Source organism: Lentzea albida (assembly GCF_900111005.1).
GTDB lineage: Bacteria > Actinomycetota > Actinomycetes > Mycobacteriales > Pseudonocardiaceae > Lentzea > Lentzea albida.
In genome coordinates, this window is the sequence record NZ_FOFV01000001.1 from 777,843 (window position 1) to 804,805 (window position 26,963).

Genomic DNA, 26,963 nt, shown 5'->3' on the forward strand with positions numbered 1-26,963 from the left:
CTCTGGCTTCAGAACCGGAAGTCCGGGACGTCGGGGGAGGGGCTCTGGTGGTGCTCGCCGAACAGGTTCAGCAAGGTCGCGTCCGGATCGGTGATCCGGCCCAGCAGCGCCACGAAGTCGTCCAGCAGTCCGGCGGCGCCCGCGTCGGCGTGCTCCAGGCGCACGTCCAACCGGTCGTCGTAGTCGACGCAGCTCAGGTTCAGCGCGAACTTCGCGCCGACCGGTCCCACGTCGAGCAGTTCGACCGGAGGGCCGTCCGCGCCGAGCCTGCGCAGCGGTTCGACACCGCTCTGGTAGTCGAACAGCACGTTCGAGATCTGCCCGGACGACCCGGCGGGACGGCGCGCGGCCCTGAGCACCTCGTCGGTCGGCAGCTCCTGGTGCGCCAGCGCGGCCAGCGTGCTGGCGCGCACCTCGGTGAGCAACTCCCGCAGCGGTCGGTCGGGACGCACCCGCACCCTGGTCAGCACCGTGGTGACGTAACAGCCGACGACGTGCTCGTCGGCGGGTGCGCGCCCGGCCGTCGGGGTCGCGATCGGCAGATCCCGCTGCCCGGCCAGTCGCCACAGCAGCGCGGACCAGGCCGACAGCAGCACCATCTGCGGTGTCACCCGTTCGTCCTTGGCGAACCGCACCAGCCCTTCGCGGATCGCGTCCGGCACGGTCGTGGTGACCGATCCGCCGGGCGTGCCGCCGCCGTTCCGCACGGCTGGACCGAGGTCGACCTCCGCGGGCGCCTCGTGCAGGTAGTTCGACCAGAAGTCGCGCAGGGTCCCGCCACGGGCGGAAGCCGCGGTGGCACGCTGCCCGTCGACGTGGTCGAGGTAGGTGCGAGCGGGTGGGACCGGTGCGCCCGCCAGTTCGGCGAACACCGCCCGCCAGCTCCAACCGTCGAAGAAGAGGTGGTGGAAGGACATCAGCAGCGCCGCGCGCTCGTGGTCGGAGCAGTCGAGGCGCAGCAGTGAGAAGCGCGCCGCCGGGCCCTCGTACGGGTCCACGGGCGCGCAGACCAGTGGCGTGAGCCGGTCGCGCAATTCCGCCCGCAGGTCCTCGCGCGCCACGTGCCGCAGATCGAGGCGATCGGTCGCGAGCGGGACCGCGAGCGCCGGGCGCACCCGTTGCTCCGGACCGTCCGCGCCGTCCTCGACCACGGCGCGCAGCATCGGGTGCCGGGCCACCAGCGCGTTCACCCGCTCGGTGAGCACCGCGGCGTCCACCTCGCCGTCGAAGAGCAGCACGCCGGGCACGACGTAGGCGGCCTCGTCGTCGGCCAACTGCGCGGCCGCCCAGATCGCCGTCTGCTGTCCTGACAGCGGCCCGTGGTCGGCGCCGTCCCCACGGGCGGCGGGTTCGGCGGCGAGGACGTCCGGAATTCGGGAGCGGACCAGTGCCGCCAGGTCCGCGAGGTCCGAGCAGTCGAACAGGTCGAGCACGTCGATGTCGGTGCCGAACCGCTCGTTGAGCCTGATCACGACACCGACACCGTTGATCGAGTTGCCGCCGGCGTCGAGGAAGTCGTCCGACAGGATCAGGCCGGGTTCCTTGAGCACCTCCCGGACGACGGCGAGCACGACCGCGTCCGGATCGTCGTCGTCCGGTGTCGCTCTGATCTCGTCCGCACCTGGCCAGCACGGTGTCCGGTCGAGCGGGGCGACCGGCAGGTGGGCGCGCCGTCGAGGTCGGGAGTCGGGGACCGCACGCCACCGCGGGTTCCGCCCCGACAGGAAGAGGGCCAGCAGGATCTCTTCGAACCGGGCGGCGGGGTCGGCCCCGACGTCGACGGCCACGATCCGGTCGGCGGGCAGGACTTCGGCCAGCGCCTCGGAGAGCGGGCTGCCGGGGCCCAGGTCGACGACCAGCGGACGCTCCAGACCCGCGAGCGCCTGCGCCAGCCGTTGCCGGTCCGGCGGTTCGGCATCCCTGTGGTCGGCGGCGACGCCGAGTGCCGTGCGCACGTCGACCTCCCCACGGGCGTACCTCGCCGCACCGACCCCTGCACCGTGGCCGAGCACGAGGTCCGGGTGGATCCCGAAGTCGGCCAGCACTTCGTGCCCGCCGATCAACCGCAGCACGGTTCGGCTGTCGACACCGTGGTCACCCACCTCCCGGACGAGCCGGCGGACACCGGGGTGAGCGGTGGCCAGTCCGTCCACATCGGACCGGTCCACGCCACCGCCGCCGAACGCGAACACCACTTGCGCGGGTTCCGCAGCGGCGAACTCGTCCGACACCGCCGATTCGAGGCGCGCGACGAGCTCACCACCGTCCGCGACCCGCCAGCCGCAGCGGTGGTCGAAGTGCACCCGCCCTTCGGTGGACACCCGAGCCGCCCCTCCCAGGTCGAACGCAGCGGGGTCGACGGACCTCCGCGTGGTCTCGACGTGCTCGCGCAGCAGTTCGGGACTTGGTGCGGACAGCACCAGAACACGAGGGCCGACGGCGTCCTCGCGCGGGCGCGGGACGTACTCCTCCACGACCAGGTGCGCGTTGGTCCCCGACAGCCCGAACGAACTCACGCCCGCCCGGCGCGGCGTGCCGCCCCGCTCCCAGTTCGAGAGCCTGTCCGCGACGCGGATCGGCGCACCGTCCAACGGCAGGAGCGGGTTCGGCGCGGTGAACCCGGCGGTCGGGAAGAAGGCGCGTGCGCGGAACCTGGCCAGCACGCTGAGCAGCCCGGCGAAGCCCGCCATCGCGCTCAGGTGCCCGAAGTTCGCCTTCACCGAGGAGATGACGCACCCGTCCGGGTGGCGCACGCCGTCGAACGCGTCCGCCAGGCCCTGGATCTCGATGGGGTCCCCGATCCGGGTTCCGGTGCCGTGCGCCTCGATGTAGCCGATGGTGGCGGGATCCACGGCGGCGTCGTTCCAGGCCGCCCTGATGACCTCGGTCTGGGCGACCGGACTGGGCGCGGTCAATCCGCTGCCCCTTCCGCCGTCCTGGTTCACGGCGGAGCCCCGCAGCACGCAGTGCACCGCGTCCCCGTCCCGTTCGGCATCCGCCAGTCGCTTCACCAGCACGAAGCCACCGCCCTCGCCGTAGCAGGCGCCGTCGGCGGACTGGTCGAACGGCCTGCACCGGTCTCTCGGCGACTCCACGCCGAGCCCGTGCCCGTCATCGGCCCGCTGTGGTGCCGCCCCGAGGTGCAAGGAGAACCCGCCGACCAGCGCCAGGTCGACCTCACCGGTGGCGAGCTTCGCCCGCGCCTCGTGCAGGGCGACCAAGAACGACGAGCACGCCGTGTCGATCGCGAGCGCGGGACCGCGGAGGTCGAGCAGGTAGGAGATGCGGCCCGCGGCGTTGGCGTGCAAGTTGCCCACCCAGGCCGGCCCTTTCTCCCGCACGTCGGGAGGCAGCAGGTCGTACAACCCCGGCCGGGGCCCGCCGTTGGCAGCGATGTGGACGGCCACCCGCACGCCGCGCAGCTCCTCCGGCGAGTACCCGGCGTCACCGATCGCGAGCACCGCCAGTTCGAGCGCCCGGCGCTGCCGGGGGTCGGTCACCTCGGCCTCGGCGCGGGACATGCCGAAGAAGCGGTGGTCGAACCCGGCGATGTCGTCGATCCAGCCCGCCTCCCTATCAGCGGGACCCCGATCGACTCCGGTGACCTTCGCCCGTTGCTCGGGCAGCGGACGGATGGTGTCGCGCCCGGAGGCCAGCAGGTCGACGAGGTCGGTCCACGTGCGCGCTCGCGGCAGTTCGAAGGCCACGCCGATCACCGCGGTCGCACGGGACGGGGCGCTCACAGTTCCACCCCCGCGGGCGCGGTCCGGCTGTCGGCGGGGGCCGCGGCGCCGTCCAGGGCGGCCGCCAACTCGGCGATCGACGGGTGCTTGAACAACGTGGCGATGGTCAGTGCCGGGTAGTGCCTGCGCAGCTTGCCGAACACCGCGAGCGACTTCAGCGAGTCACCTCCGACTTCGAGGAACTTCTCGTCCCGGCCGATCCGGGGCTTGCTCAGGACCGTGAGCCACACTGAGGCGACCAGCCGCTCGGTGTCGGTGCGGGGGGCGTCGACACCGACCTCGACGTCGGGCGGTCGCTCACCGCGCAGCCCCGCGAAATCGATTTTCCCGTTGGCGGTCAAGGGGATCGCGGTCACCGGGTGCACGGCGGCCGGAACGAGCGCCGCGGGCAGCCTGCCGCGCAGCGCGCCGAGGTCGACCGGGGAGGACGAGACCACGTAGGCGACGAGTTCGACCTGCCCCGCGGGAGTCGGCTCCCCGGTCACGACGGCGTCCGCCACCCCGGGTAGCGCGGTCAGCGCGGCTTCGACCTCAGCGGGCTCGACCCGGTGGCCGCGGATCTTGAGCTGCCGGTCGACCCGGCCCAGGAACTCGACGTCGCCATCGGCGTTGCGCGCCACCAGGTCCCCGGTCCGGTACCAGCGGGTCCCGTCGGCCGAGCGCACGAAGGCGTCGTCGGTGTCGCCGCCGGCGGCGAGATAGCCGTTGGCGAGCCCGCGTCCGCCCAGCAGGAGCATGCCGGGAACCCCGTCGACGACGGGTTCGCCGGCCTCGTCCACCACTTGCGCCACGACCCCGGTCAACGGGGTGCCGATGGGAATTCGCGGACCCCTGGTCGACGTGACCCGGTGGACCAGTGACCCGACGGTGGCCTCTGTCGGGCCGTAGTGGTTGTAGAGAGCGAGGTCGGGCTGGGCGTCGAGGACTCGCCGCGCCAGTGCGGGCGGGAACGCCTCGCCCCCGACCACGAGGACCCGGCGCGGCAGGACGGAGGCGGTGTCGCCGTCGGCGGTGAGCGCGGCGAGGTGCGACGGCGTGCACTTGAGGAGGTCGACGGGGTGCTCGGCGAGCTCAGCCCTCAGCGCGAGCGGGTCGAGCACGAGGTCGCGGTCGTAGACGTCTAGCCGCCCGCCGGACAGCAGCGCCCCGTACACGCTCGTGTTGCCCAGGTCGGAGGCGAAGGTGGTCGACGTCCCAAAGGACGCCGGCAGGGCGGGACCGATCCGTTCCAGAAGCGCGTCGACGTACCCCACGAGCGCCCGGTGCGGGACCTCCACCGCCTTCGGCCTGCCCGTCGTTCCCGACGTCAGCACCAGATAGGCGCAGTCGGTGTGGTAGCCGCGCACCGGCCGGTAGGGGGCTCGCCCGGCGTCGGTGATCTGGAGCACCGGAAGTCCGACGTCTGAGAACCTCGGCGCGGACGACTCGTCGCAGACGACGGCGCGCGCGCCGATCCGGGACAGCGCGTCGACGATCCGCCCGTCCGGCTCCTCGGGATCGAGGTGCGCGTAGGCGGCGCCCGCTGCCCAGCACCCCAGTGCCGCGACGACCGGGTTCACCGACCGGTCGAGCACGGTGGCCACGACGTCGGTCCCGCTGATCCCGTGCACCCGCAGCCACGCGGCGACACCACCCGCGCGCTCGCCGAGTTCGGAGTAGGTCAACGCGGTCCCGCGGTGCCGAACGGCGATGCCGTCCGAGCCGGACTTCAGGACCTTGGCGAACACCTCGGCCGCGGTGCGCGTGTTGCGCGGACCGTTCACGTGCGGTGGGCGACGCGTGGCGATGGCGGCGCTCAGCACCGCACGGGCGTCGGCCACCACGTCGCACCCGCCGAGTCCGTCCACCAGGGACAGCACACAGGCCAGCAGTTCCTCGGCGGTGTGGTCGGGAACGAACTTCCTGGCGTAGCCCAGCTCCACTGAGCCGTCGTTCCAGTCGAGAGTGAGGACGGCGTCCTCCGCCGGGCGTCCCAACCCGATCGGGCCCATGCGCTCCGAACCGGTCGCCGCGAGCGCGGAACCCGCTTCCACCACCAGCCGGAGGATCGGTGTCCCCTCGTGGAGCCGCACCGCCCAGGTGGTGCCGCAGGCGAACCGGAGCGGGACGTCGGCCCGCGAGAACAACCGGTCGAGCACCAAACGCCAGACCACGGCGATCAGCGCTTCGGGCGGCACGTCCGCTCGGCGGGCCAGAGCGGTGACGTGGCCAAGCCGGTCCGCGTCGAGGTCGGACGAGAGCTCGGAGCTCCCGTCGCGTTCGGGCACAGGGGGAATCGGCCACCCGATGCCGCCCAAGTCCACTTCGGACATTCCTGGTCCTCCGCTCACTGCCCGGCGAGCCGGGATCGGGTGATGCCGGACATCGCCACGCACACGCGTCGGGCGCCGGTGAACGGCTCCCGGCCGTGCGCGACGGAATGGTTGTCCACCACCAGGACGTCGCCCGCCTCCCACGGTCGTCGGACCGTTTCCGCGTCGATGGCCGCGCGGACCTCGTCGAGCATCTCCTCGGGGATGTCGCCGCCGTCGCCGAACCTCGCCGTCCGCGGCATCCCGTCCACGCCGAGCGCGTCCTCCAGCGCCGCACGGACCTCTGCGGGCAGTGAGGACGGGTGGAACAGGTTCGCCTGGTTGAACCAGCTCACCATCCCGGTCCTCGGATGGGTGACAACGCCCTCGACGACCTCCCTGGTGCGCAGACGCTCGTCGTCCAGCCATTCGAACTCGACCTCCTGCGCCCGCAGGCGCTCCTCGAGGTCGGCGCGGTCGTCAGTGCGGAACACGTGCTGCCAGGTCAGGTCGACCCCGGTGTTGTAGACGCGCTCGTAGAGGACGTGCCTGGTCTCGAACGCCTTCCGCACCGCGGAGGACAACCGGTCGAGGACACGGCGGTAGTCCGCCAGCGTCGTCTCTCCGCCGCTGTCCGAAGCCGTGCCGCACCAGAACCACAGGTACTGCGGCCACGTGCGCCGGTAAGCCATCTCGTTGTGCAGCGGGATCCGCTGGTCCGCCGGGTACTCGGTGGAGGTGAAGACCCGCCCGGAGATCTCGGTGCGGGGCGTGGAGGGCTCCTCGTAGTCCAGCAGGTCGGGCATCGCAGCCGTCACGACTCGGCGGAACGACTCGACGTCGGGGACGTCGAACCCGCGGAAGAGCACCGCCCCGGCGCGGTCCAGGTGCCCGAGGACGTTCGGCCACTCGTCGGTGATCCGCTCGTCGAGCGGTCGTCCGTCGGGTGCCTCGACGAGGTGGGGGAGTGCGGAGGTGCGCTGCACGGTCGTCGCCCTTCAGTCTCGGAGGAGATCGGTTGTGGGGCCGGCAGGGTCGCCGACCAGCCGTGCCAGCCGGTCCAGGTAGCGGTCGAGCCACCCGATGACCGTGGCCTCGTCGAACAGGTCGCTCGCGAACTCGGCGGTCACGGTGGGGCCTGTGGAGGTCTCTTCGACCTCGACCACGAGTTCCAACTTCGCCGCGCCCCGGTCCACCAGCACCGGAGTCACGGTGGTGCCGGCGAACGCGGCGCGGGTTCGCTGCGCGCCGTGGTAGGCGAAGAACGTCTGGATCAGCGGTGGCCTGGAAGGATCGCGATCGGTGACCAGGCCCGCGACCAACTGTTCGAACGGGACGTACTGGTGGTCCAGGGCGGCTGCGGCCATGCGGGCTGTCACCGCGAGGAATTCCCGCACCGACGTGTCCGGGTCGACACGGAGCCGGAGCACCATCGTGTTGGCGAAGAATCCGACCACCTGTTCGGTCTCCGGCGTCGGCCGCCCGGCCGAGGACGAGCCGACCAGGAAGTCGCGTTGACCGGTGAGCTCGCTCAACACCAGCCCGAACGCCGCCAGGTGCACGACGTAGGGCGTGACGTGCGCCGACCTCGCCAGTACCTGAGCCGCCCGCCACGACTCGACCGGGACGGGCCTGGACACCTTGCCGCCGCGGTGACTCGCCCGTGCGGGCCTGGGCCGATCGGTCGGCAGGTCCACCGCTGTCGGCGCTCCGTCCAGCACCGCGAGCCACTCCGCCGTCTCCCGATCGGTGGTGGACCGGTCGCGGCCCGCCAACCAGTCGAGGTACCCGGCGGTGCTCGGCGCGGGACCCCACGACGGCTTCCGGCCCGCCACGCGCGCGGCGTAGGCCGTCGCCAGGTCGCGGTCGATCACGTCGATCGAGACGCCGTCGCAGACCAGGTGGTGCTGCACGAGGAGGACGAGGTGTTCCTGAGGGGAGGTCCGGAACACGGACGCCCTCACCAGTGGGCCTGTGGCGAGATCGAACGGGGTGGCCGCCACCGCTCGCGCGGCGTCCAGCGCCGCCGTCCAGTCCGCTGCCTCCACCACGGGAACGAGCACGTCGACGCGGTCCACTGCGGAGGCCCTCAGTTCGCCACCCCGCAACGAGAACACCGTGCGCAGCGAGGGGTGCCGCGTGACCACGTCGTTCACCGCCGCGCGGAGTGCCGCGGTGTCGAGTTCGCCCACGACCCGCAGGGCAGCGGGCTCGTTGTAGGCGACGCCCGCCACAGCCCCGAACTGGCAGACGAACCAGATCCGCTGCTGGGCGGGTGACACCGTGGACGTGGTGGTCACCCGGACGGGATCGGGGACTGACGGCAACGCGGCGACCACGGCGGCCACCTCGGCGAGCGTGGATCGGCCGAGGAGCAGTCCGACCGGGACGCGGGTACCGCCGCACCGCTGGGCCGTCCGCGCCGCCACCGCGACGGCCTGGAGCGACGTGCCACCGAGTCCGATGAGGTCGTCGAACCTGCCGACCGGCCGGATTGCGAGCACCTCGGCCCAGATCTCCGCGAGCGCCGACTCCGTTCCCGGCTCCGCAGGTGTGTACGGCAGGTGCTCAGGCCGGTCGGTGACCTGCCAGCACCGCAGCGCGGCGCGGTCGACCTTGTGGTGCACGGTCGTGGGCAATGCCGCCACGGGCACGAACACCGAGGGCACGAGGTAGGCGGGCAGCCGGGCGGCGACGTGGTCGCGCACCTCGGTCACGCCCACGCCCTCGTCGAGCACGACGAAGGCGACCAGCCGACCGGAGGAGCCCTCGCCCTGGGCCACGACCGCGCACGACCGCACACCAGGAGCCGCGGTCACCACCGTCTCCACCTCGCCCGGTTCGACGCGGTGACCCCGAACCTTGACCTGCCCGTCCAACCTCCCCGCGAACTCCAGTTCGCCATCGGCGTTCCAGCGGCCGAGGTCTCCCGTCCGGTACATCGGCGCGTCCGCCGCGCCGGTGAGGGGATGTGGCACGAACCGCTCCGCGGTGAGGTCCGACCGGCCCAGATAGCCGCGGGCGACACCCGCGCCGCCGATGTGGATCTCCCCGACCACTCCCACCGGCACCGGTTCCCCGCCGCCGTCCAGCACGAGGATCTCCACACCCGCCAGCGGTCGGCCGATCGGGGGCGGCTTGCCGGGAGTTGTGGTCGTGCTGACCGAGGCCAGGACGCTGGCCTCGGTGGGGCCATAACAATGGACGAACCGCTGGCGGCCGCGGCTCCAGCGGGCGGCCGCGTCCGCGCTGCACGCCTCGGCGCCCGTGTAGAGGTGCGTCAGTTCCGGCAGGTCGTGCTCGGGGAGTTCGGCGAGCAGCGACGGCGGCAGATGGGCGCTGGTGATCCGCCGCTCCCGCAGGAAGTCCAACAGTTCCGGCCCGGCGGCGGCGACGTCCGCCGGAACGAACACCACGGTTCCGCCCGCTGCCAGTGCGGGCAGGATCTCCAGCACCGATGCGTCGAACGTGGTGGCGGCGAACTGCAGGATCCGGGTGTCCGGGCCGAGGTCGTAGGGGGCCCTGATGGCGCGCATCAGGTTCGTGACGCCGCGGTGCTCCACCAAGACGCCCTTCGGCCTGCCGGTCGATCCCGACGTGAAGATCACATAGGCGAGGTCCCGCGGTGACACCTCCGGCAGGCCGACCGCAGGCGCGTCGTCCGGCGAGCTGCCGTCGATCAGCACATAACCCGTGGCGGGCAAAGACTTCCGCCACCGCTCGTCGCTCACCACGATGGAAGGGCGCGCGTCAGCGAGCAGGTCGGCGATCCGCTGGGGCGGATGGGCCGGGTCCAGCGGCACGTAGGCCGCGCCCGCCTTGAGCACGCCGAGCATCGCGACCACCACGGAGGGCTCGCGCGGGAGACAGATCCCCACCAGGTCGCCCGGCCGGACGCCGCGGTCGACCAGGCGACGGGCCAGCCTCTCGGCCCGGTCGTCCAGCTCGGCGTGCGTGACGCGCTCGTCACCCAGTTCCAGCGCGACGGAGGTGGGCCGGATGCGGGCCTGTCGCTGGAGCAGCGCGGGGATCGTGGCCTCGGTCCACGTGGGTGCGGGACCGTGTGCCAGCACACCGGTCACGTGCCGCCGTTCCTCCTCGGTGAGCATCGGGAGGAGGCCGACGGGTGAGCGCGAATCGGACGCGACGGCCTGGAGCACCGTCATCAGGCGACCCGCGTGGGCGCGGGCGATCAGTCCCACCAGGTCGACCCGGTCGTCATCGCCGAAGACCAGGTCGACGTCCGGGTGTTCGACGACCGCGCCGACGCGCTCGCCCACCTCGGACCGGACCCGGCGGAGCAGCTCGTCGAAGCCGGGCCCGTCCGCCAGGTCGACCTCGACGACCCGGCGAGTGCTCCGCAGGACCACCGCGGCCTTCCCGGTGCGCGAGCACCTCGCCAGCACGACGAGGTGGGCTGCCAGCACCCCGACGGGGTTCCCGGCCCAGTGGCCGGTGACCACCTCCGCGGAAGTTCGGTTCGACGTCGTGCTGTCGTGTTCGACCCCAGTGCGAGACACGGCGATTGATCCCCCAGTCCGACAGCCGCTCCCGGCCGCCGGGTCGTCAGGTGCCCCGTCGGGTTGATGTGGATCCCGACGACCCGAGTCTCACGACGGAGGTGGCGTCGGTCGACACCATTCGGGCTGTGCCGAATTCACGGCAGGCCAAGGCGCGTCGTCACCCGCCACGAGGCTCGACCCCAGACCGGTCAGGCTGTGCACCACCCCGCGTCCCTGCCGTCGGGACGCCAGCAGCCCGGAGCCGCGCAGCACGCCGACGTGCTCGCTCACCGACGCGGGGGAGACCCGCAGCCGTCGTGCGATCTGGCTCGTGGTCCCTCCGTAGGTGATCGCGCGCAGCACCGCAGACCGCGTCCGGCCCAGCAGCGCCTCCAACTGGCGCTCCGGCGCGGACGCGCGCATCCAGTCCCTGCCGGGCGCGATCGGGTAGACCAGCACCGGCGGCAGGTCGTCGTCCGCCAGGCTCACGGGTGTCCCGTGGCAGAACAGGGAGGGGACGAGGAGCAGCCCCCTGCCCGCGAGGTGGACCTCCCGGTCCACCGGGTAGTCGACCTCCAGGACCGGGTCCCGCCAACGGACAGCGGGACCCAAGCCGGACAGCACCTGTTCGGCGCCGCCCGTGAGCATCGCCGCACCCGTGGTCGCCCGGTCGGCCTCCAGCCGTCGCCGGATCCGCTCCCAGTGCGGTTTGAGCATCCCGTCGTGGTAGGTGCGCATGGCTGTACCGAGCGATCCGAGCGCGGCCGGATCGCCGTCCGCCAACCCCTGTGCCCACCCCGGCAGCCGGCCCAGCCTGCCGAGGTTGGCGCGCAGCTTCCGCCGTGGTGTCCGGAGCACGGCGTCGATCCCCTCCTCCAACGACGGCGAGCCGTCAGCCGGGGTGAGGAAGTCGGGGAAGTAGCCGCGCGACGGGATCAGCGAGCCCAGCACCCGTGCGGCCGAGCGCACGCGCAAATCGTCCACGTTGCGCGTCCAGGCCGCCCATTCCGCGTACGGTTCGGTGACGTTCGGCCGGTACAGCTTGGTAATGCTCAACGCGACTTCCCAAAGCGGGTCCGGCGCGGCGGACAGCCGGACTCGCGCCAGGTCTTCGCGGGAAAATCTCATCCTCAGCGTCACGATCGACCCCCATCGACGTCACTGGCAAGAGCGGAGTCGACTGTGATCCGCATCTGCCGTTTTCCGTCCAGGCAGCAGCGGTGGCTGGTCAGCAGCCCGCGGTCCCCCCGGAGGTTCCATCGTGCTACGGGGATCTCATGGTTCGCCAACAACCTTTCGATACGCGATGGAATGCCCGTCACTCATAGTGATTCAAGCGAATGCCTCTTGCTCGTCAAGTATCGAAAGGTCGAATATCTACGACCTTCTTCAGGCGTGATGCAGGTGCATCGGGTGAGTGCTTCGGCAATGCACATGGACTAATCCGGTGATCTTGCTCTGATCAGGTTAATCTCTGTTGAGCGGCGTTTAGTTGCGGTAACAACCGATTGACCGAAAACTGCCGCAATGTCCTATGTCACCCGTGCACCGCGATCACGCCCCGCCCGGCGACCCGCAGATGACCTCTTTTGAGGCTCTTCACACGCAGCACGCCGCACGACCGGCGGATGCAGGCCGGGGCGCTGCGGACGGAGGTGGACGCCTGTCCCGCGGGGGTGTGTGCGGAGCTCGGCGAGCACGATCACCTACCGGACACCGGCGAACGGAATCGGTTCTCTTCGACGATCCTGCAGTCGTGGGTGTGCAAGACGCGGCAGATAGGTGCTGACGCTGCATCTGCACGGCCTGTATCCGGGACTTCATGCCTGTCCGATGTGGACTCCGTGCACGGGCCTACCGGTCACGTGAGGACGTCTGCCTCTGTCCCAACGGCGACGTGTTCGGCCGCGAAGGGGCGGAGGGGCTGGTCGCCAGGAAACACCCGGGCCCAGGTGACCGAGGAGACCCGGTGGCTGCAGTAGCGCTGGCCCGTTCTGTTCTGAAGTGGGTCGGTTGATCGGTGACGTCGTCCCCGAGTGGCAGGGCGAGAGGAACCGCCCGGCTTCGAGGACCTGCGGTGCGCCGTCACCGCCGAGTGCGACTCGCGGAACGAACCGAGTCGGCGGCTTATGAAGCGCCTCGGGATGCGCAGGGAGGTCACCTGCAGGAGGTCGAAGTCTTCGACGGAGTGGGGCGCCCTCCGCGTCTACGCCATGCTTACCGCGGAGTACCGGATGCTGAAGTGAGGGTGATCATGTCGCGGATTGCGGCCATCGACTGCGGGACCAACTCGATCCGACTGCTCGTCGCGGACGTGACGAAGCGCGACGACGGCACCGCGTGGCTGCGGGACGTGCACCGCGAGATGAAGATCGTCCGGCTGGGTCAGGGTGTGGACGCGACCGGGAGGCTGCACCCGGACGCCATCGAACGCACGCGTCAGGCGCTCCTCGACTACGCGCGCACGATGCAGCGCAAAGGTGTGGAGGTCGCACGGATGGTCGCGACGAGTGCGACGCGGGACGCGAGCAACCGCGACGAGTTCTTCGGCATGACCGAGCAGATCCTCGGCGCGCCCGCGGAGGTGATCACCGGCGAGGAGGAGGCGAGGCTCTCGTACCTCGGCGCGGTGTCCGATCTTGACGTGGAGGAGGAACCCTTCCTCGTCACCGATCTGGGCGGTGGTTCGACGGAGTTCGTCCTCGGGACGGGGTCGGAGGTCGAGGCCGCGAGGTCGATGGACATCGGTTGCGTGCGGCTGACCGAGCGGTTCTTGCGCTCCGATCCGCCCAAGTCGGACGAAATCGAACAAGCGGAAGCGTTTGCGCGCGAGGCCGTCGAGAAGGCGTTCGAAGTGGTGCCGGTGGAGAAGACGAAGACGTGGATCGGGGTCGCCGGCACCGTTACGACATTGTCAGCCCTGGTCCAGGGGCTGGAGGTGTACAACAGCGATGATATTCACCTCAGCCGCATCACACTTGACAATGTTCGTGAAATCACCGACCGTATCCTCTCCATGACGCATGATGAACGTGCCTCGCTGGGGCCCATGCACCCCGGTCGGGTGGACGTGATCTGCGGCGGGGCGGTGGTACTGCGTGCGATTGCCGACGAGCTCGAAAATCGCGCGGGAATCAGCACGCTCGTGTGCAGTGAGCACGACATCCTCGACGGCATCGCGTTTTCGCTGGTCTAGCGCCGAATTAAGGTGCGCTTGAGCTGATCGTGACAATTTTGTGACCGATTTCGATGCGCGTAGTGCTGGACGTCCCGGTTAACGTCCTCTCACGTTTTGGGAGGTGGACGAGACCTCCCGGGGAGGCGCGCGCACGCAATATCCGCGGAGCGGCGCCGGGGAAAGGCGGGAGAGACTGATGTCGCGATCACGGGTTGCGTGGGTGGCTCTGCCAGCCGCGCTCGCCTTGACGCTCAGCGCATGCGGCGGTGGCGGGGGTGGAACGACCTCGTCGGGCAACGAGAACCCGGACGGCACGGTGTCCATCTACGGCACCGAGCCGGAGAACCAGCTGCTGCCGGCCGCTACGACCGAGGCGGGCGGCAGCAAGATCGTCGACGCGCTCTACTCGCGTCTGGTCGGGTACAAGGCCGAAGACGGCTCGACGTACAACCTGATGGCGGAGTCGATCACGACGTCCGACGCCAAGGTCTACGACATCAAGATCAAGTCGGGCTGGACGTTCCACGACGGCACCCCGGTGAAGGCGAAGAACTTCGTCGACGCCTGGAACTACGGCGCGTACGCGAAGAACGCCCAGCAGGCCGGCACGTTCTTCGCGCCCATCGCGGGCTACAGCGACGTGCACCCCGATGACGAGAAGGCCGAGCCGACCAAGGACAAGATGTCCGGTCTCGAGGTCGTCTCCGACACCGAGTTCAAGGTCACGCTGTCCGCGCCCAACTCGGTCTTCAAGACGATGATCGGCTACACGCCGTTCTCGCCGTTGCCGGACTCGTTCTTCGCGGACCCGAAGGCCTTCGAGGCCAAGCCGATCGGCAACGGCCCGATGAAGTTCGTCTCCCGCACGCCGAACGCGCTGATCAAGCTGGAGCGCTTCGACGACTACAAGGGCGAGGACAAGGTCCACTTCAAGACCTTGGACGTGAAGATCTACTCCAGCCAGGAGACCGCGTACCAGGACCTGGTCGCGGGCAAGCTGGACTTCATGGAGGCCCTGCCCCCGTCGGCCAAGGTCGGCGAGAAGTACAAGGCCGACCTGGGTGACCAGGTGCTGAACGCGAACCTGCTCGGCCAGAGCGCGATCGCGTTCCCGCTCTACGTGCCGGCGTTCCAGAACGTCAAGCTGCGCCAGGCCGTCTCGATGGCCCTCAACCGGGAGCAGATCACCAAGACCGTGCTCGCGGGCTCCTACGTGCCGGCGGACGGCTTCGTGCCGCCGGGCATCGAAGGGTACGAGAAGGGCGTCTGCGGCGAGTTCTGCACGTACAACCCGGAGAAGGCGAAGCAGCTGCTCCAGGAGTCCGGCTTCACGGGCAAGCTGACCATCCAGTCCAACCAGGACGGTGGCCGCAAGGAGCCGCTCGAGGCCGCGTGCAACAGCATCAAGCAGGCGCTGGGCATCGAGTGCGAGTTCGTCGGCGCCACCAACTTCGGTGCGTACCGGCAGATCGTCAACGGCAAGCAGCTGACCGGCATGGGCCGTTCCGACTGGTCGGCCGACTACCCGTCGATCGAGAACTTCCTCAACCCGCTGTACCGCACGGGTGGGTCGTCCAACGACTCGAACTACTCGAACGCCGAGGTCGACAAGATCCTCAAGGAAGCCGACGCCACCGCGGACTCGGCTGCGGCGATCAAGAAGTACCAGGAAGCGCACAAGCTGATCGCCAAGGACCTGCCGTCCATCCCGACCTGGAACGAGAAGGGCATCGGCGCGCGTTCGAAGAACCTGCTCGCGGCCAAGCTGACCTTCACCCGCGACGCCGAACTCGCGGCGTTCCGCGTCAAGGGCTGACAGCCGAACACATCTGAGCAGTAACCTTCCGGCCTCGCGTCCACCCAGCGTCACGGGCGTGGGGCCGGAGGGGTGTTCAGGCTCAGACGCCTCCCACCACGCAAGGAGCCGACCTCATGGGTCGCTATGTGCTGCGCCGTCTGCTGCAGCTGATACCGGTCTTCCTGGGGACCACCTTCCTGATCTACGCCCTGGTCTGGGCGATTCCGCAGGACCCCTTCGCGGGCAAGTGCGGCCAGCGGGCGTGCGACCCGACCTACATCGCGCAGATGAGCGAGAAGCTCAACCTCAACGACCCGCTGGTCATCCAGTACTTCAAGTACCTCGGCAACCTCCTCACCGGCGACTTCGGCACGACGTTCAACGGTGTCTCCGTCGGTGAGCAGATCGCGACCTCGTGGCCGATCACGCTCAAGATGGGCATCGTCGCGCTGATCATCGAGGCCGTCATCGGCATCATCGCGGGTGTGCTCACCGGCCTGCGCAAGTCGGGTTTCCTCGACAACCTGGTCCTGGTCTCGACCCTGTTCCTGATCTCGCTGCCGGTCTTCGTCACCGGTTTCGTGCTGCGGCTCTACCTGGGCCCGCAGGGCTTCGACCTGATGGACACCTCGGTCAGCTCCGATCCGTCGATCGGCGAGCTGATCCTGCCCGGCTTCGTGCTCGGCAGCCTTTCGATGGCCTACGTGGCCCGGTTGACCCGTTCCAGCATCGTCGAGAACCGGCGCTCCGACTACCTGCGCACGGCCATCGCCAAGGGCCAGCCGCAGTCGCGCGTCGTCGGCATCCACCTGCTGCGCAACTCGCTGATCCCGGTGATCACGTTCCTCGGCACCGACCTCGGCAGCCTCCTCGGCGGCGCGATCGTCACCGAGGGCGTGTTCAACATCAACGGCATCGGCGGCCTGATCTTCCGCGGCATCTCGCAGAAGGAAGGCGTGATGGTCACGGGCATCGTGACCCTGCTGGTGCTCGTCTACCTGCTGATGAGCCTGCTCGTCGACCTCCTGTACGCCGTTCTCGACCCGAGGATTCGCTATGAGTGACCCAGGATCCGTGTCCGGCGGAACCGGACTCGAAGCGTCCGCCGCGGCAGGTGTCGACCAGCTCAGCCACGTCGACGACTCGTCGCAGAAGCAGAAGAAGCCGCGCTCGCTCTGGAGCGACGCGTGGGGCGAGCTGCGGCGCAAGCCCACGTTCATCATCTCGCTGGTGATCATCGCGGTCATCGTGCTGATGGCGATCTGGCCGACGCTGTTCACGTCGGTCGACCCGCGGGCCGCGAACCTCGACAAGTCGCTGCAGCCGCCGTCCGGTGACGCGTGGTTCGGCTACGACCTGCAGGGCTACGACGTCTACGCCCGCGCGATGCACGGTGCCCGCGCGTCGCTGCTCGTCGGCATCTTCGCGACCGTGCTGACCGTGCTGATCGGGTCGATCATCGGCATCTTCGCCGGTTACGCGAAGACGTGGATCGACTCGGTGCTCTCGCGGTTCGCCGACATCTTCGCCGGCATCCCGTTCGTGCTCGGTGCGATCGTCATCCTGACGACGCTCAACGCGCCCACGGAGAACCCCAGCGTGACCAGGATCATCACGCAGGTGGTGCTCTCGATCGCCGTGCTGTCGTGGCCGGTGGCCATGCGCATCATGCGGTCGGCGACGCTCGTGGCGAAGCAGCAGGACTACGTCAAGGCGGCCCGCGGGCTCGGTGCCTCGCCGCTGCGGATCGTGATCCGGCACCTGCTGCCGAACACCGTGGCGCCCGTGCTGGTGTACGCGACGATCGCCCTGGGTGCCTTCATCGGCGCCGAGGCGACGCTCGCGTTCCTCGGCATCGGCCTGCGGCCGCCGGTCGTGTCGTGGGGCGTGATGATCTCGGAGTCGCGCGACTACTTCCAGTCGGCTCCGCACATGCTGCTGTTCCCCGCGGGCTTCGTCACGATCACCGTGCTGGCCTTCGTCATGCTCGGTGACGCCGTGCGCGACGCCCTCGACCCCAAGTCCCGATAGGGGAATCCTGTGACTCAGCCATTGCTGGAGGTCGAGGATCTCCACGTGGAATTCCGCACCCGCGACGGTGTCGCGAAGGTGCTCAACGGCGTGAACTACCACGTCTCCGCCGGTGAAACCCTTGCCGTGCTGGGTGAATCCGGTTCCGGCAAGTCCGTGACCGCCCAGACGATCATGGGCATCCTGGACATGCCACCGGCGTTCATCACCAAGGGCTCCATCAAGTTCCGCGGTGAGGACCTGCTGACCCAGTCGGCGGAGGCCCGCCGGCAGATCCGTGGCGAGGGCATCGCCATGATCTTCCAGGACGCGCTCTCGGCCCTGAACCCCGTCTTCACCGTCGGGTTCCAGATCGAGGAGCAGCTCAAGGTCCGCCGCGGGATGTCCAAGGCGGACGCCCGCAAGCGCGCGATCGAGCTGCTCGACCAGGTCAAGATCCCGAACGCCAAGGGCCGGATCTCCGACTACCCGCACCAGTTCTCCGGCGGTATGCGGCAGCGCGCGATGATCGCGATGTCGCTGGCGCTCGACCCGGAGCTGCTGATCGCGGACGAGCCCACGACCGCGCTGGACGTCACCGTGCAGGCCCAGATCATGGACCTGCTCGCGGAGATCCAGAAGGAACGCGACATGGGCATGATCCTGATCACCCACGACCTCGGCGTCGTCGCCGACGTCGCGGACCGGATCTCGGTCATGTACGCGGGCCGCATCGTCGAGCACGCCGACGTCTACGAGCTGTTCCGCGCGCCGGGGCACCCGTACACGGAGTCGCTGCTCGAGTCCCTGCCGCGCGTCGACCTGCGCGGCCAGGAGCTCAAGACGATCAAGGGTCTGCCGCCGTCGCTGACCAACATCCCGCCCGGCTGCCCGTTCAACCCGCGCTGCCCGCGCGTGTTCGACCGGTGCGTCACCGAGGTCCCCGCCGTGCACGACCTCGGCATGGGCCGCACCAGCCGGTGCCACATCGCGGAGGAGGTCGTCGCTCGTGGCTGAGCCGATCCTCGAGGTGGAGAACCTCGTCAAGCACTTCCCGGTCCGCGTCGGCGTGCTGTTCAAGCGCACCGTGGGCCACGTCAAGGCCGTCGACGGCGTCTCGTTCTCGCTGAACAAGGGCGAGACCCTCGGCGTCGTGGGCGAGTCGGGCTGCGGCAAGTCCACCCTGGCCCAGGTGCTGATGCGCCTGGAGCCGCCGACCGCGGGCGTCGCGCGCTTCGAGGGCCGCGACATCTTCGGCATGAAGGGCGCGGAGCTGCGCAAGCTGCGCCGCGACATCCAGATCGTGCTGCAGGACCCGTACACGTCGCTGAACCCGCGCATGACGGTCGGCGACATCGTCGGCGAGCCCTTCGAGATCCACACGGAAGTCGCGCCCAAGGGTTCGCGCCAGCAGAAGGTCCAGGAGCTGCTGGAGACCGTCGGCCTCAACCCGGAGCACATCAACCGGTACCCGCACCAGTTCTCCGGCGGTCAGCGCCAGCGCATCGGCATCGCCCGCGCGTTGGCGTTGAAGCCCAAGGTGATCGTGTGCGACGAGCCGGTGTCCGCTCTGGACGTGTCGATCCAGGCGCAGGTCATGAACCTGCTGGGCGACCTCCAGTCGGAGATGGGCCTCTCGTACGTCTTCATCGCGCACGACCTGTCGGTGGTCCGCCACCTGTCGGACCGCGTCGCGGTGATGTACCTCGGCAAGATCGTGGAGATCGGCACCGAGGAAGAGATCTACGAGCGCCCGATGCACCCGTACACCCAGGCACTGCTCTCCGCCGTGCCGGTGCCGGACCCGACGCAGCGCGGACGTCGTGACGTCATCCGCCTGACGGGTGACGTGCCGTCGCCGATCGACCCGCCCTCGGGGTGCCGGTTCCGCACGCGGTGCTGGAAGGCGCAGGACATCTGCGCGACCGAGGTTCCCGAGCTCGTGGTGCGCAACGGGGGCCACCCGGCCGCGTGCCACTTCGCGGAGGAGCGCGCGGTCGTCTGATCGCTGTTCTACGTGGTCGAGGGGTCGTGCCTGCGGGCGCGGCCCCTCAACTCGTCGAAGGCCCGTGTAGCCGGTGCCCGGTTGACGAACTGCTTGATGGCCTGGGCGCACTCGTGCGGGCTGCTCGTGCCGGTGTCGACCTCGAAGTCGTACACCCCGTGCTGGTGGACGCTCTGAAGCTGTTTCGCCGCCGCGCCGGGTGTGCGGTCGCCCCGAGCCCGTTCGCGCCTCTCCAGCTCCTCCGGAGGGCAGTGCACGCCCACGAACACGACGTCCAGGCCGTCCATGACCTCCAGGCAGTCCTGGAGGCGCCACGGTTCGCTCAGCACGTGGTCGACCACGACGTCGTTGCCCGCCCGCGCCATTCCCGCCACCGCGCGGTGGAAGCCCGCCCGCGTGCGCCGCAGGACGGCGGCGAGCTCGGGCCCGTCCAGTTCCAGGGTGCGTTCCACGGCGCGCATCGCACCGAAGGCGTCGACGCCCAGGTGGAACCACGGGGTGTCCAGCACCTTCAAGAGCTCCGCCGCGATGCTCGACTTGCCGGAGCTGGACGTCCCGTTCAGAAAGATGATCACGGCTTGGCCAGGTCCGTGAGCGACACCCCGGGACCGACCTCCCGCGTGCCCGTCTCGACGAACCCGCGCCCCCGGTACAGCGCCAGCGCCGGTTCGTTCTTCGTGCCCGTGCTGACGACCTGCGGTCCGTCCGGCAGCGCGTCGAGGAGCCGGGACGCGATCCCACGACGGTGGGCACGCGGGTGCACGACCAGCCGGTGGATGTCCACAGTGGACCCGTCTAGCCGGTACGAGACCGCGCCGACGAGCCCCTCCTCGTCGTACAGCCCGAGGAAGGTCTCGCCGCAGGCGCGGAGCTCGTCCAGCGACTCGTGCAGCGGCGGGATGCCGTCGAAGCCGATGAGCTCGGCCTCGACGGCGTACGCCAGACTTTGCACCGTCCACAGCTCGTGCAGGACGGCGTCGTCGGACAGGTCGAGGATCACGTGTTGGACGAGTTCCGCACGAACGCCGCCAGGTCCTCGGACTGCCGCACGCGCGACGGCTCGTGGACGTACATCATGTGGCCGGCCGGGTAGTAGGCCGACTCGATGTTCGCCGTGAGCTCCTTCGGGATCTGCAGGTGCGCGATGAGGTGCTCGGCCGCGAAGTACGGCGTGGCGCCGTCGAACCAGCCGAACGCGACGTGGACCTTCAGGTGCGGGTTGGCGCGCATCGCCGCGGAGAGCTTGCCCGCCGTCGTGACGTGGCGGCCCTCGAACTCCTTGTACGACCAGTTCTCGATGACCCGTGCGAGAACCTCGTACGGCAGGTCGCTCTTGTAGCCGAGCTCCGCGTGCACGTAGTGGTTGAGCACCGCCGAGTACGGGCCGAGGATGGCGTCGATGGACGGGTCCGCGGAGATGCCCTCGCGGCCGTAGTCCGTGTCCCAGCCGGTGAAGCGGCCGTCGATGCGGCCGACGGTCCTGCGGTCGCGGCGCAGCAGTTCGGTGAAGAACCGGATGTGCTCGATGCGCAGGTCGACCGCGTCCACGTACTCCTCGGACAGGCCGGTGAGCCGCGCGAGCTTCTCGATGGTCGCGGCGCGCTCGACGTCGCTGAGCCGGTTGCCGCGCGCGAGGGCGTAGGGGTAGTCGCGGACCGCGAACTCCTCGGCCTCGGCGAGCACCTCCTCGAGCGGGCGGTCGCCGTGCAGGCCGTGGTAGTGCGCGATGGCCGCGTACGTCGGCAGGAAGAGCGTGTAGCCGAGGTCGTGGCCTTCGTTGAACTCGATGGACGCGAAGTCGAGCACGCTCGAGATCAGCATGAGCCCGTTGAGGTACATGCCGTACTTCTTCTGCAGGTGCTCGGCCAGGCCGGCCGCGCGCAGCGTGCCGTACGACTCGCCGCAGAGGTACTTCGGCGACATCCACCGGCCGTTGCGGGCAGTCCAGAGGCGGATGAGCTCGCCGATGGACTCGATGTCGGGCTGGTAGCCGTGGTAGCTGCCGGGCTTCTCACCCTCGGCGGCCCGCGAGAACCCGGTCGACACCGGGTCGATGAACACCAGGTCGCTGTCCGCGAGGAGCGTCTCCTCGTTGTCCGCGATCCCGTACGGCGGCGGCGTGAGGTCGCCGACGTCGCCGCTGAGCACCCGGCGCGGCCCGAGGAGCCCCATGTGCAGCCACACGCTGGCGGAGCCCGGACCACCGTTGAACGCGAACGTCACGGGCCTCTTCAGCGGGTCGGCGCCGTCGAGCGTGTACGTGGTGACGAAGACCTCGGCCTTGGGCTTGTGCCCCTCGAACACGCCGTCCTTCATCACCTCCTCCTTGAGCACGATCCGCCCGGTGGTGGCGGTGTAGTTCAGCTCGCGGCCCTTGACGGTGATGCTGTGCTGGGTGGTGACCAGATCATCAGCGGGAGACGATGGCTTCTCTTCGGTCTTCTCCTCGGACATGGGAGCAACATTACGGAACTCGACGAACGGATTACGGCCTGCCGAGCGTGCCCGCGCCTGGTCGCGTGGCGCGAGTCCGTGGCGTCCGTGAAGCGCGCGGCGTTCATGAACCAGGAGTACTGGGGCAGGCCGGTCCCGGGCTTCGGCCCCCTCGACGCCTCGCTGCTCATCGTGGGCCTCGCACCCGCCGCGCACGGCGGCAACCGGACCGGCCGCATGTTCACCGGCGACCCGTCCGGCGACTTCCTCTACCGGGCGTTGTACGAGGTGGGGATGGCTTCGCAGCCCACGGCCGTGTCCCGGGACGACGGCATGGAGCTGTACGGCGTGCGCATGGCCTCGCCCGTGCGGTGCGCACCGCCCGAGAACAAGCCGACCGCCGAGGAACGGGACCGGTGCTCGCCGTTCCTGCGCGAGGAAATCTCGTTGATGCCGAACCTGAGGTCCGTCATGGTGCTCGGTGGGTTCGGGTGGAAGGCGTTCCTGCCGCTGGTGGGGGTCGCGCGGCCGCCGAAGTTCGGGCACGGGGTGGAGGTGCTCGCCGGTGGGTTGCGGGTGTTCGGGTGCTACCACGTGTCGCCGCACAACACGTACACCGGACGGCTGACCCAGGAGATGTTGCAGGACGTGCTGAGGAAGGCGAAGGGCTGACGGTGGCCCCTACACCTGCCCCTGCTGTGGCCACCTGACCCTCACCGAGCGCGCCGCCTGCGAGATCTGCCGCGAGTGCGGCTGGGAGGACGACGGTCAGGACGACCACGACAGCTCCGTCGTCCGCGGCGGTCCGAACGGACCGGTCAGCCTCGACGACGAGCGGGCCGCCTACGTGGCCGGGGGCGGTGTCCGAGGCGACCACGTCCCGCCCGGTCCGCCCGTCTGACTCCACTTAGGATCCGCCGCGTGACCTTCTGGACCGACGGCACCTACGGCGTGCAAGCCCCGCTCACCGACGAGGCGGTCCGCGAGGCCGAGGCCCTCCTGGGCGTGCGCCTCCCGGAAGCCCTCCTGGACCTCCTGCGCGTCCAGAACGGCGGCACCGTCGCAGACGAATGGTCCGCGTTCCCCACCACCGAGCCGACCTCCTGGGCCCCGGACCACGTCCCGTTCGACAGCCTGATGGGCATCGGAACCGCCGAGGGGACCCTGTCCCTGCTCGACACCCCCTACCTGGTCGAGGAGTGGGGCCTGCCCTCCCCGGTCGTGCTCCTGACCGGCGACGGCCACACCTGGATCGCCCTCGACTACCGGGAACCAGGCGAGCCGTCGGTCGTCTGGCTCGACGCCGAGGACGAGTCGGAACTCCAGCTCGCCCCGGACCTCGGCACGTTCCTCACCGGCCTGGTGCCCGGGAACAGCTTCGACTGAACCGACCAAAGGATCATCCGAAGTCCGCCCGCACGTGCAAGGCTGCTCGTCATGAAGTGGTGGCGGGCCGGGGTGGCGGTGGCGGCGTTGCTGATCGTCGTCGTCGCGGCCGGCGGCACGTCGCCCGTCACCTTCGTCAACCGCCTCGACGACCGCCCGCCCCCGCAGGACTCCAGCCCGCGCGCCGACCTCCCGCTGCCGACCGAACTGCCGGACGCCCTGGCGGTGCCGCTGACCGCGTACCTGCTCCTCCTCGCCGGGCTCGTGCTGTTCGGGCTGGTCGGGATCGTCCTCGCGGTCGAGCTGCCGCGGTGGCGCCGCCGGAAGGGCGTCCGCGGGGTCGAGGTCGAGGCCGTCGAGTTCGGGGAGACGGCGGTGGTGCGGCGCGTCGAGAAGGCGTTGCAGGAGTTCACCTCCCACCCCGGCCGGCCGCCGCGTGACGCCGTGATCGCCGCCTGGCTCGCCCTCGAACGGGCCGAGGAACGCCTGCCGCACCAGACGCCCACCGAGTTCACCGAGAAGCTCGGCGTGGACGCGGTGGTGCTCAAGGACCTCTACCAACGCGCGCGGTTCGGGCACGAGGACGTGACGGCGGCACAGGCCGAGAAGGCCCGGCAAGAGCTGAGCCGCATCGTCCGGGAGCTCGCGTGAAGACCGCGCTGGCACTCGTCGTCGGGGTGGTCGTCGGCGTCGTGATCTGGTTTCTCGGCGCCTCGCCCGAGTGGGCCGCGGTGCTGGCGGTGCCGCCGACCGCGTTCGGCGTGCTGGTCAGCAGGGTGCCTCGCGCCACCGACATCGTCTGGAGCCCGGCGCCACCGCCTCCCGGGTCGATCAGCACCGCGCACGCCAGCACGCTCGCGAGCAGGCTGGCCGAGGCGGCGGAGGACCCGAGGCGCTACCGGGAACGGTTCCGCGCCCGGTTCGCGCGGCTGGGGATCGAGGCGTCCGAGATGCCGGATCCGGAAGAACTCGCGGAAAGGCTCAGGAGGGTCGAGTGACGATCGCACGGGAGGCCGAGGCCGTTCTCGACGAGATCGGCAAGGTCGTCGTCGGGCGCACCCGGACGCTGCGGCTCGCGCTCGCGGCCGTGCTGGCGGGCGGGCACGTGCTGCTGGAGGACGTGCCGGGGCTCGGCAAGACGCTGATCGCGCGGTCGCTCGCGCAGGCGCTGAGCCTCGAGTTCCGCCGCCTGCAGTGCACGCCGGACCTGCTGCCCGCGGACGTCACCGGGTCGTTCCTCTACGACCCCGGCAGCCGCGAGTTCGAGTTCCACCGGGGACCCGTGTTCACCGGGCTGCTGCTCGCCGACGAGATCAACCGCACGCCGCCGAAGACGCAGTCCGCGCTGCTGGAGGCCATGCAGGAGCGGCAGGTCACGGTCGAGGGGCGCACGTTCGAGCTGCCCAGGCCGTTCCACGTGCTCGCGACCTCGAACCCGGTCGAGTACGAGGGCACCTACCCGTTGCCCGAGGCGCAGCTCGACCGGTTCCTGGTGCGGCTCGACATCGGCTACCCGCCCGCCGAGGAGGAGGTCGAGGTGCTGCGGCGCCGGATCGCCCGGCAGCGCGAGGAGTCCGAGGTGCCGCCGGTGCTCGCGGAAGGCCGGCTCGCCGAGCTGCAGGCCGAGCTGGAGAAGACCACTGTGGACGACGATCTCCTGCGGTACTGCGTCGACCTGGCCGTCGCCACGCGCAGGCACCCGTCCGTCGAGGTCGGGGCGTCACCTCGGGGCGCGCAGGCGCTCGTGCTCGTCGCCCGCGCACTGGCCACTTTGGACGACCGCGCGTTCGTGACGCCCGAGGACGTCAAGGAGTGCGCGGTGGCCGTGCTGGCGCACCGGCTGGTGATGAAGCCCGAGACGTGGACGTCCGGCGTGACCGGCGTGCAGGTCGTCACCGAGCTGCTCGGCAAGGTCCCGGGCCCGCCCAGCTCATGAGCAGGGCCGACAAGATCAGGGAGGCCTTCGCCCAGTCGCACGGCGCGCACTGGCACCCCACGGACGCGTACTCGCGCGCCGTCTGGCTGGGAGTCGGGCTCGTCGTCGCCGGGATGTTCCTGCACGAGGTCGAACTGGTGCTGTTCGGCGTGCCGCTGGTCCTGTCCGTGCTGCTGACGTCCCAACCCCGGGGCACCCCAACGGTCAGCGTGCGTCCCGTGCCGCGCGGGGCGGGCCTGGGCGTCGTGCACACCGTCGCGCGCGTCGACGGCGCGGACGCCGAGATCGCCGTGGTCAAGCTGCCCGGCGGCACCAGGGCCGTGCCCGCGCACTCGCCCGACCTGCCGGTGGAGGTCCGGCGCGACGCCTGGGGACCGGGCGTCGACCTGCGGCTGGACCACCTGTTCGCCGGTCCGGACGGCATGCACGTCTACGGGCCGGTCGTCGGCGTCGAGCACGTCCGCACGATCCTGCCGCCGGTCGAGCACCACCCGTCCGGACCGCTGCCGCCGCGGCCCGCCGGACTGGTCGGCATCCACCGCTCGCCGCGGGCCGGCGACTCGACCGAGCTGCGCGACATCAGGGCGTTCCAGCCGGGGGACAGGCTCAAGCGCGTCGACTGGCGCGTCACGACCCGCACCGGCACCCTGCACGTCCGCGAGCGGCACGCCGAGGCCGACGCGGAGGTCGTGCTGGCCCTCGACACGCGCGCGGACGTCGGTGCGGAGGTGGCGGACTGGTCCTCGCCGCACCACGGCTCCTCGACGCGTCCCGGCGGCAGCCTGGACCGCGCGGTGCGGCGGGCGGCGTCGATGGCCGCGGGGTACCTGCGGCAGGGCGACCGGGTGGCGTTGATGGACCTCTCGCGCCCGCAGCTCAACGTCCGCTCCGGAGTCGGGCGGCGGCACCTGATGCGCATCCGCACGCAGCTCGTCGTGTGCGTGCAGGCCGCCGGGTGGTCGTCGCACGTGGCGTTGCGCAGGCTCCCGCACGGGAGCGTGGTCGTGCTGCTGTCGCCGTTCCTCGACGACGAGATCGCGGAACTGGCCGTGTCCACGCGCAGGCGCGGTCACGTGGTGCTCGCGATCAACACGCTGCCGCTGCCGTTGACGCCCGATCCCGAGACGCCGTGGGGCGAGGTCGCGGCCGAGGTGATCGCCGCGGAGCACCGGCTGAGGCTGCGGCGCATGGCCGAGCACGGGGTGGCGGTGACGCGCGAATGCTGATGCGGCTGGCGATCGTGCTCGCGGCGCTGCCCGTGGCGGTGGTCCTGCACCTGGAGTCGTCGTCGATCGGCCCGTTGCTGATCGTTTCCGGGCTGACGGTGCTCACCGTCCTGATGCCGGGGAGCGCGGGAGCGGCGTTGCTGATCGGCTACGCGGCACTCGCGACGGCGTTCGCCGACGGGCACCCGCTGCGGCTCGGTGTGCTGGTGTTGATCCCGGCGTTGCACCTCGTTCACATCACTTCCGCGCTCGCCGCGGTCGTTCCGGTGAAAACGAGAATCGAAGCCGCCGCGCTGAAAGCACCGGCACGCCGGTTCGCCATTGTCCAAGTGATCACATTTGTGGTCACGGCGTTCGCCGCGGTCGTACCTTCTGGTGCCGGTATCGGCCTCGTGGAGGTGCTCGGACTGGGCGCTCTGACGGTCGTCATCGGAGTCGTGGCGCTGAGGATCTGA

21 protein-coding genes and 1 pseudogene are annotated in these 26,963 nt (G+C 70.3%); 14 read left to right on the forward strand and 8 right to left on the reverse strand.

All coding sequences use genetic code 11. From position 1 onward, the window contains the following. Window positions 1-8 precede the first annotated feature (8 nt). The 5 genes from BMY74_RS03865 to BMY74_RS03885 all read right to left on the reverse strand — a co-directional run bounded on the left by BMY74_RS03865 (window position 9) and on the right by BMY74_RS03885 (window position 11,592). Complete coding sequence (locus tag BMY74_RS03865; RefSeq protein WP_089909359.1) at window positions 9-3,743, reverse strand: beta-ketoacyl synthase N-terminal-like domain-containing protein; 3,735 nt, start codon at window positions 3,741-3,743, stop codon at window positions 9-11. Then, on the reverse strand, window positions 3,740-6,055 hold the full coding sequence (locus BMY74_RS03870; RefSeq protein ID WP_218159503.1) for a non-ribosomal peptide synthetase: 2,316 nt from the start codon (window positions 6,053-6,055) through the stop codon (window positions 3,740-3,742). Before BMY74_RS03870 ends, BMY74_RS03865 begins: the two co-directional genes overlap by 4 nt. 14 nt (window positions 6,056-6,069) lie before the next feature. Continuing rightward, window positions 6,070-7,020 carry a TauD/TfdA family dioxygenase gene (locus BMY74_RS03875; protein WP_089909362.1) on the reverse strand — a complete coding sequence of 317 codons (951 nt, stop codon included), beginning with the start codon at window positions 7,018-7,020 and terminating at the stop codon, window positions 6,070-6,072. A 12-nt stretch (window positions 7,021-7,032) separates the two neighbouring features. Then, window positions 7,033-10,554, reverse strand: a complete 3,522-nt coding sequence (locus BMY74_RS03880) for a non-ribosomal peptide synthetase (RefSeq protein ID WP_143091435.1) — start codon at window positions 10,552-10,554, stop codon at window positions 7,033-7,035. Between the two features lie 90 nt (window positions 10,555-10,644). After that, window positions 10,645-11,592 carry a helix-turn-helix domain-containing protein gene (locus BMY74_RS03885; protein WP_218159504.1) on the reverse strand — a complete coding sequence of 316 codons (948 nt, stop codon included), beginning with the start codon at window positions 11,590-11,592 and terminating at the stop codon, window positions 10,645-10,647. A 1,198-nt stretch (window positions 11,593-12,790) separates the two neighbouring features. Between BMY74_RS03885 and BMY74_RS03895 the strand changes: the two genes are divergently transcribed. The 6 genes from BMY74_RS03895 (at window position 12,791) to BMY74_RS03920 (ending at window position 19,527) form a co-directional block, all read left to right on the forward strand. After that, the gene (locus tag BMY74_RS03895) at window positions 12,791-13,732 is read left to right on the forward strand and encodes a Ppx/GppA phosphatase family protein (protein WP_089910480.1); all 942 of its coding nucleotides are present in this window, start codon (window positions 12,791-12,793) and stop codon (window positions 13,730-13,732) included. A 178-nt stretch (window positions 13,733-13,910) separates the two neighbouring features. Further along, window positions 13,911-15,530: a peptide ABC transporter substrate-binding protein gene (locus BMY74_RS03900; RefSeq protein WP_089909371.1), complete on the forward strand. Its 1,620-nt coding sequence runs from the start codon at window positions 13,911-13,913 to the stop codon at window positions 15,528-15,530. Window positions 15,531-15,646: 116 nt separating this feature from the next. Further along, window positions 15,647-16,576, forward strand: coding sequence for an ABC transporter permease (locus tag BMY74_RS03905; protein WP_089909374.1), 930 nt, complete (start codon window positions 15,647-15,649; stop codon window positions 16,574-16,576). Beyond that, complete coding sequence (locus BMY74_RS03910; protein ID WP_089909377.1) at window positions 16,569-17,543, forward strand: ABC transporter permease; 975 nt, start codon at window positions 16,569-16,571, stop codon at window positions 17,541-17,543. Before BMY74_RS03905 ends, BMY74_RS03910 begins: the two co-directional genes overlap by 8 nt. Window positions 17,544-17,552: 9 nt before the next feature. After that, entirely contained in the window at window positions 17,553-18,539 is a 987-nt protein-coding gene (locus BMY74_RS03915; protein WP_089909379.1) for an ABC transporter ATP-binding protein, read from the forward strand. Then, window positions 18,532-19,527, forward strand: coding sequence for an ABC transporter ATP-binding protein (locus BMY74_RS03920; RefSeq protein ID WP_089909382.1), 996 nt, complete (start codon window positions 18,532-18,534; stop codon window positions 19,525-19,527). The genes BMY74_RS03915 and BMY74_RS03920 overlap by 8 nt, the downstream gene beginning before the upstream one ends. Window positions 19,528-19,535: 8 nt before the next feature. Here BMY74_RS03920 and BMY74_RS03925 read toward each other — a convergent pair whose 3' ends face one another. Genes BMY74_RS03925 through BMY74_RS03935 form a run of 3 tightly spaced genes read right to left on the reverse strand, consistent with a single transcriptional unit; the run spans window position 19,536 to window position 21,981 of the window. Next, window positions 19,536-20,102 (reverse strand): chloramphenicol phosphotransferase CPT family protein, encoded by a 567-nt coding sequence (locus tag BMY74_RS03925; protein WP_089909385.1) that lies wholly within the window; start codon window positions 20,100-20,102, stop codon window positions 19,536-19,538. Next, complete coding sequence (locus BMY74_RS03930) at window positions 20,099-20,527, reverse strand: GNAT family N-acetyltransferase (protein ID WP_089909388.1); 429 nt, start codon at window positions 20,525-20,527, stop codon at window positions 20,099-20,101. The genes BMY74_RS03925 and BMY74_RS03930 overlap by 4 nt, the downstream gene beginning before the upstream one ends. After that, complete coding sequence (locus tag BMY74_RS03935; protein ID WP_089909391.1) at window positions 20,524-21,981, reverse strand: S10 family peptidase; 1,458 nt, start codon at window positions 21,979-21,981, stop codon at window positions 20,524-20,526. The genes BMY74_RS03930 and BMY74_RS03935 overlap by 4 nt, the downstream gene beginning before the upstream one ends. Before the next feature lie 78 nt (window positions 21,982-22,059). Between BMY74_RS03935 and BMY74_RS03940 the strand changes: the two genes are divergently transcribed. The 8 genes and pseudogenes from BMY74_RS03940 to BMY74_RS03975 all read left to right on the forward strand — a co-directional run bounded on the left by BMY74_RS03940 (window position 22,060) and on the right by BMY74_RS03975 (window position 26,963). After that, window positions 22,060-22,632 carry a uracil-DNA glycosylase gene (locus BMY74_RS03940; protein WP_245785871.1) on the forward strand — a complete coding sequence of 191 codons (573 nt, stop codon included), beginning with the start codon at window positions 22,060-22,062 and terminating at the stop codon, window positions 22,630-22,632. Between the two features lie 22 nt (window positions 22,633-22,654). Further along, window positions 22,655-22,861: pseudogene (locus BMY74_RS46945) on the forward strand (CPCC family cysteine-rich protein); the annotation flags it as partial. A 20-nt stretch (window positions 22,862-22,881) separates the two neighbouring features. After that, window positions 22,882-23,346: an SMI1/KNR4 family protein gene (locus BMY74_RS03950; RefSeq protein WP_089909393.1), complete on the forward strand. Its 465-nt coding sequence runs from the start codon at window positions 22,882-22,884 to the stop codon at window positions 23,344-23,346. A 51-nt stretch (window positions 23,347-23,397) separates the two neighbouring features. Further along, complete coding sequence (locus BMY74_RS03955) at window positions 23,398-23,997, forward strand: DUF4129 domain-containing protein (RefSeq protein WP_089909396.1); 600 nt, start codon at window positions 23,398-23,400, stop codon at window positions 23,995-23,997. Next, the gene (locus BMY74_RS03960; RefSeq protein ID WP_089909399.1) at window positions 23,994-24,344 is read left to right on the forward strand and encodes a hypothetical protein; all 351 of its coding nucleotides are present in this window, start codon (window positions 23,994-23,996) and stop codon (window positions 24,342-24,344) included. Before BMY74_RS03955 ends, BMY74_RS03960 begins: the two co-directional genes overlap by 4 nt. Then, window positions 24,341-25,282 (forward strand): AAA family ATPase, encoded by a 942-nt coding sequence (locus tag BMY74_RS03965; RefSeq protein WP_089909402.1) that lies wholly within the window; start codon window positions 24,341-24,343, stop codon window positions 25,280-25,282. The genes BMY74_RS03960 and BMY74_RS03965 overlap by 4 nt, the downstream gene beginning before the upstream one ends. Next, window positions 25,279-26,508 (forward strand): DUF58 domain-containing protein, encoded by a 1,230-nt coding sequence (locus BMY74_RS03970; protein ID WP_089909405.1) that lies wholly within the window; start codon window positions 25,279-25,281, stop codon window positions 26,506-26,508. The genes BMY74_RS03965 and BMY74_RS03970 overlap by 4 nt, the downstream gene beginning before the upstream one ends. Continuing rightward, complete coding sequence (locus tag BMY74_RS03975; protein WP_089909408.1) at window positions 26,502-26,963, forward strand: hypothetical protein; 462 nt, start codon at window positions 26,502-26,504, stop codon at window positions 26,961-26,963. Before BMY74_RS03970 ends, BMY74_RS03975 begins: the two co-directional genes overlap by 7 nt.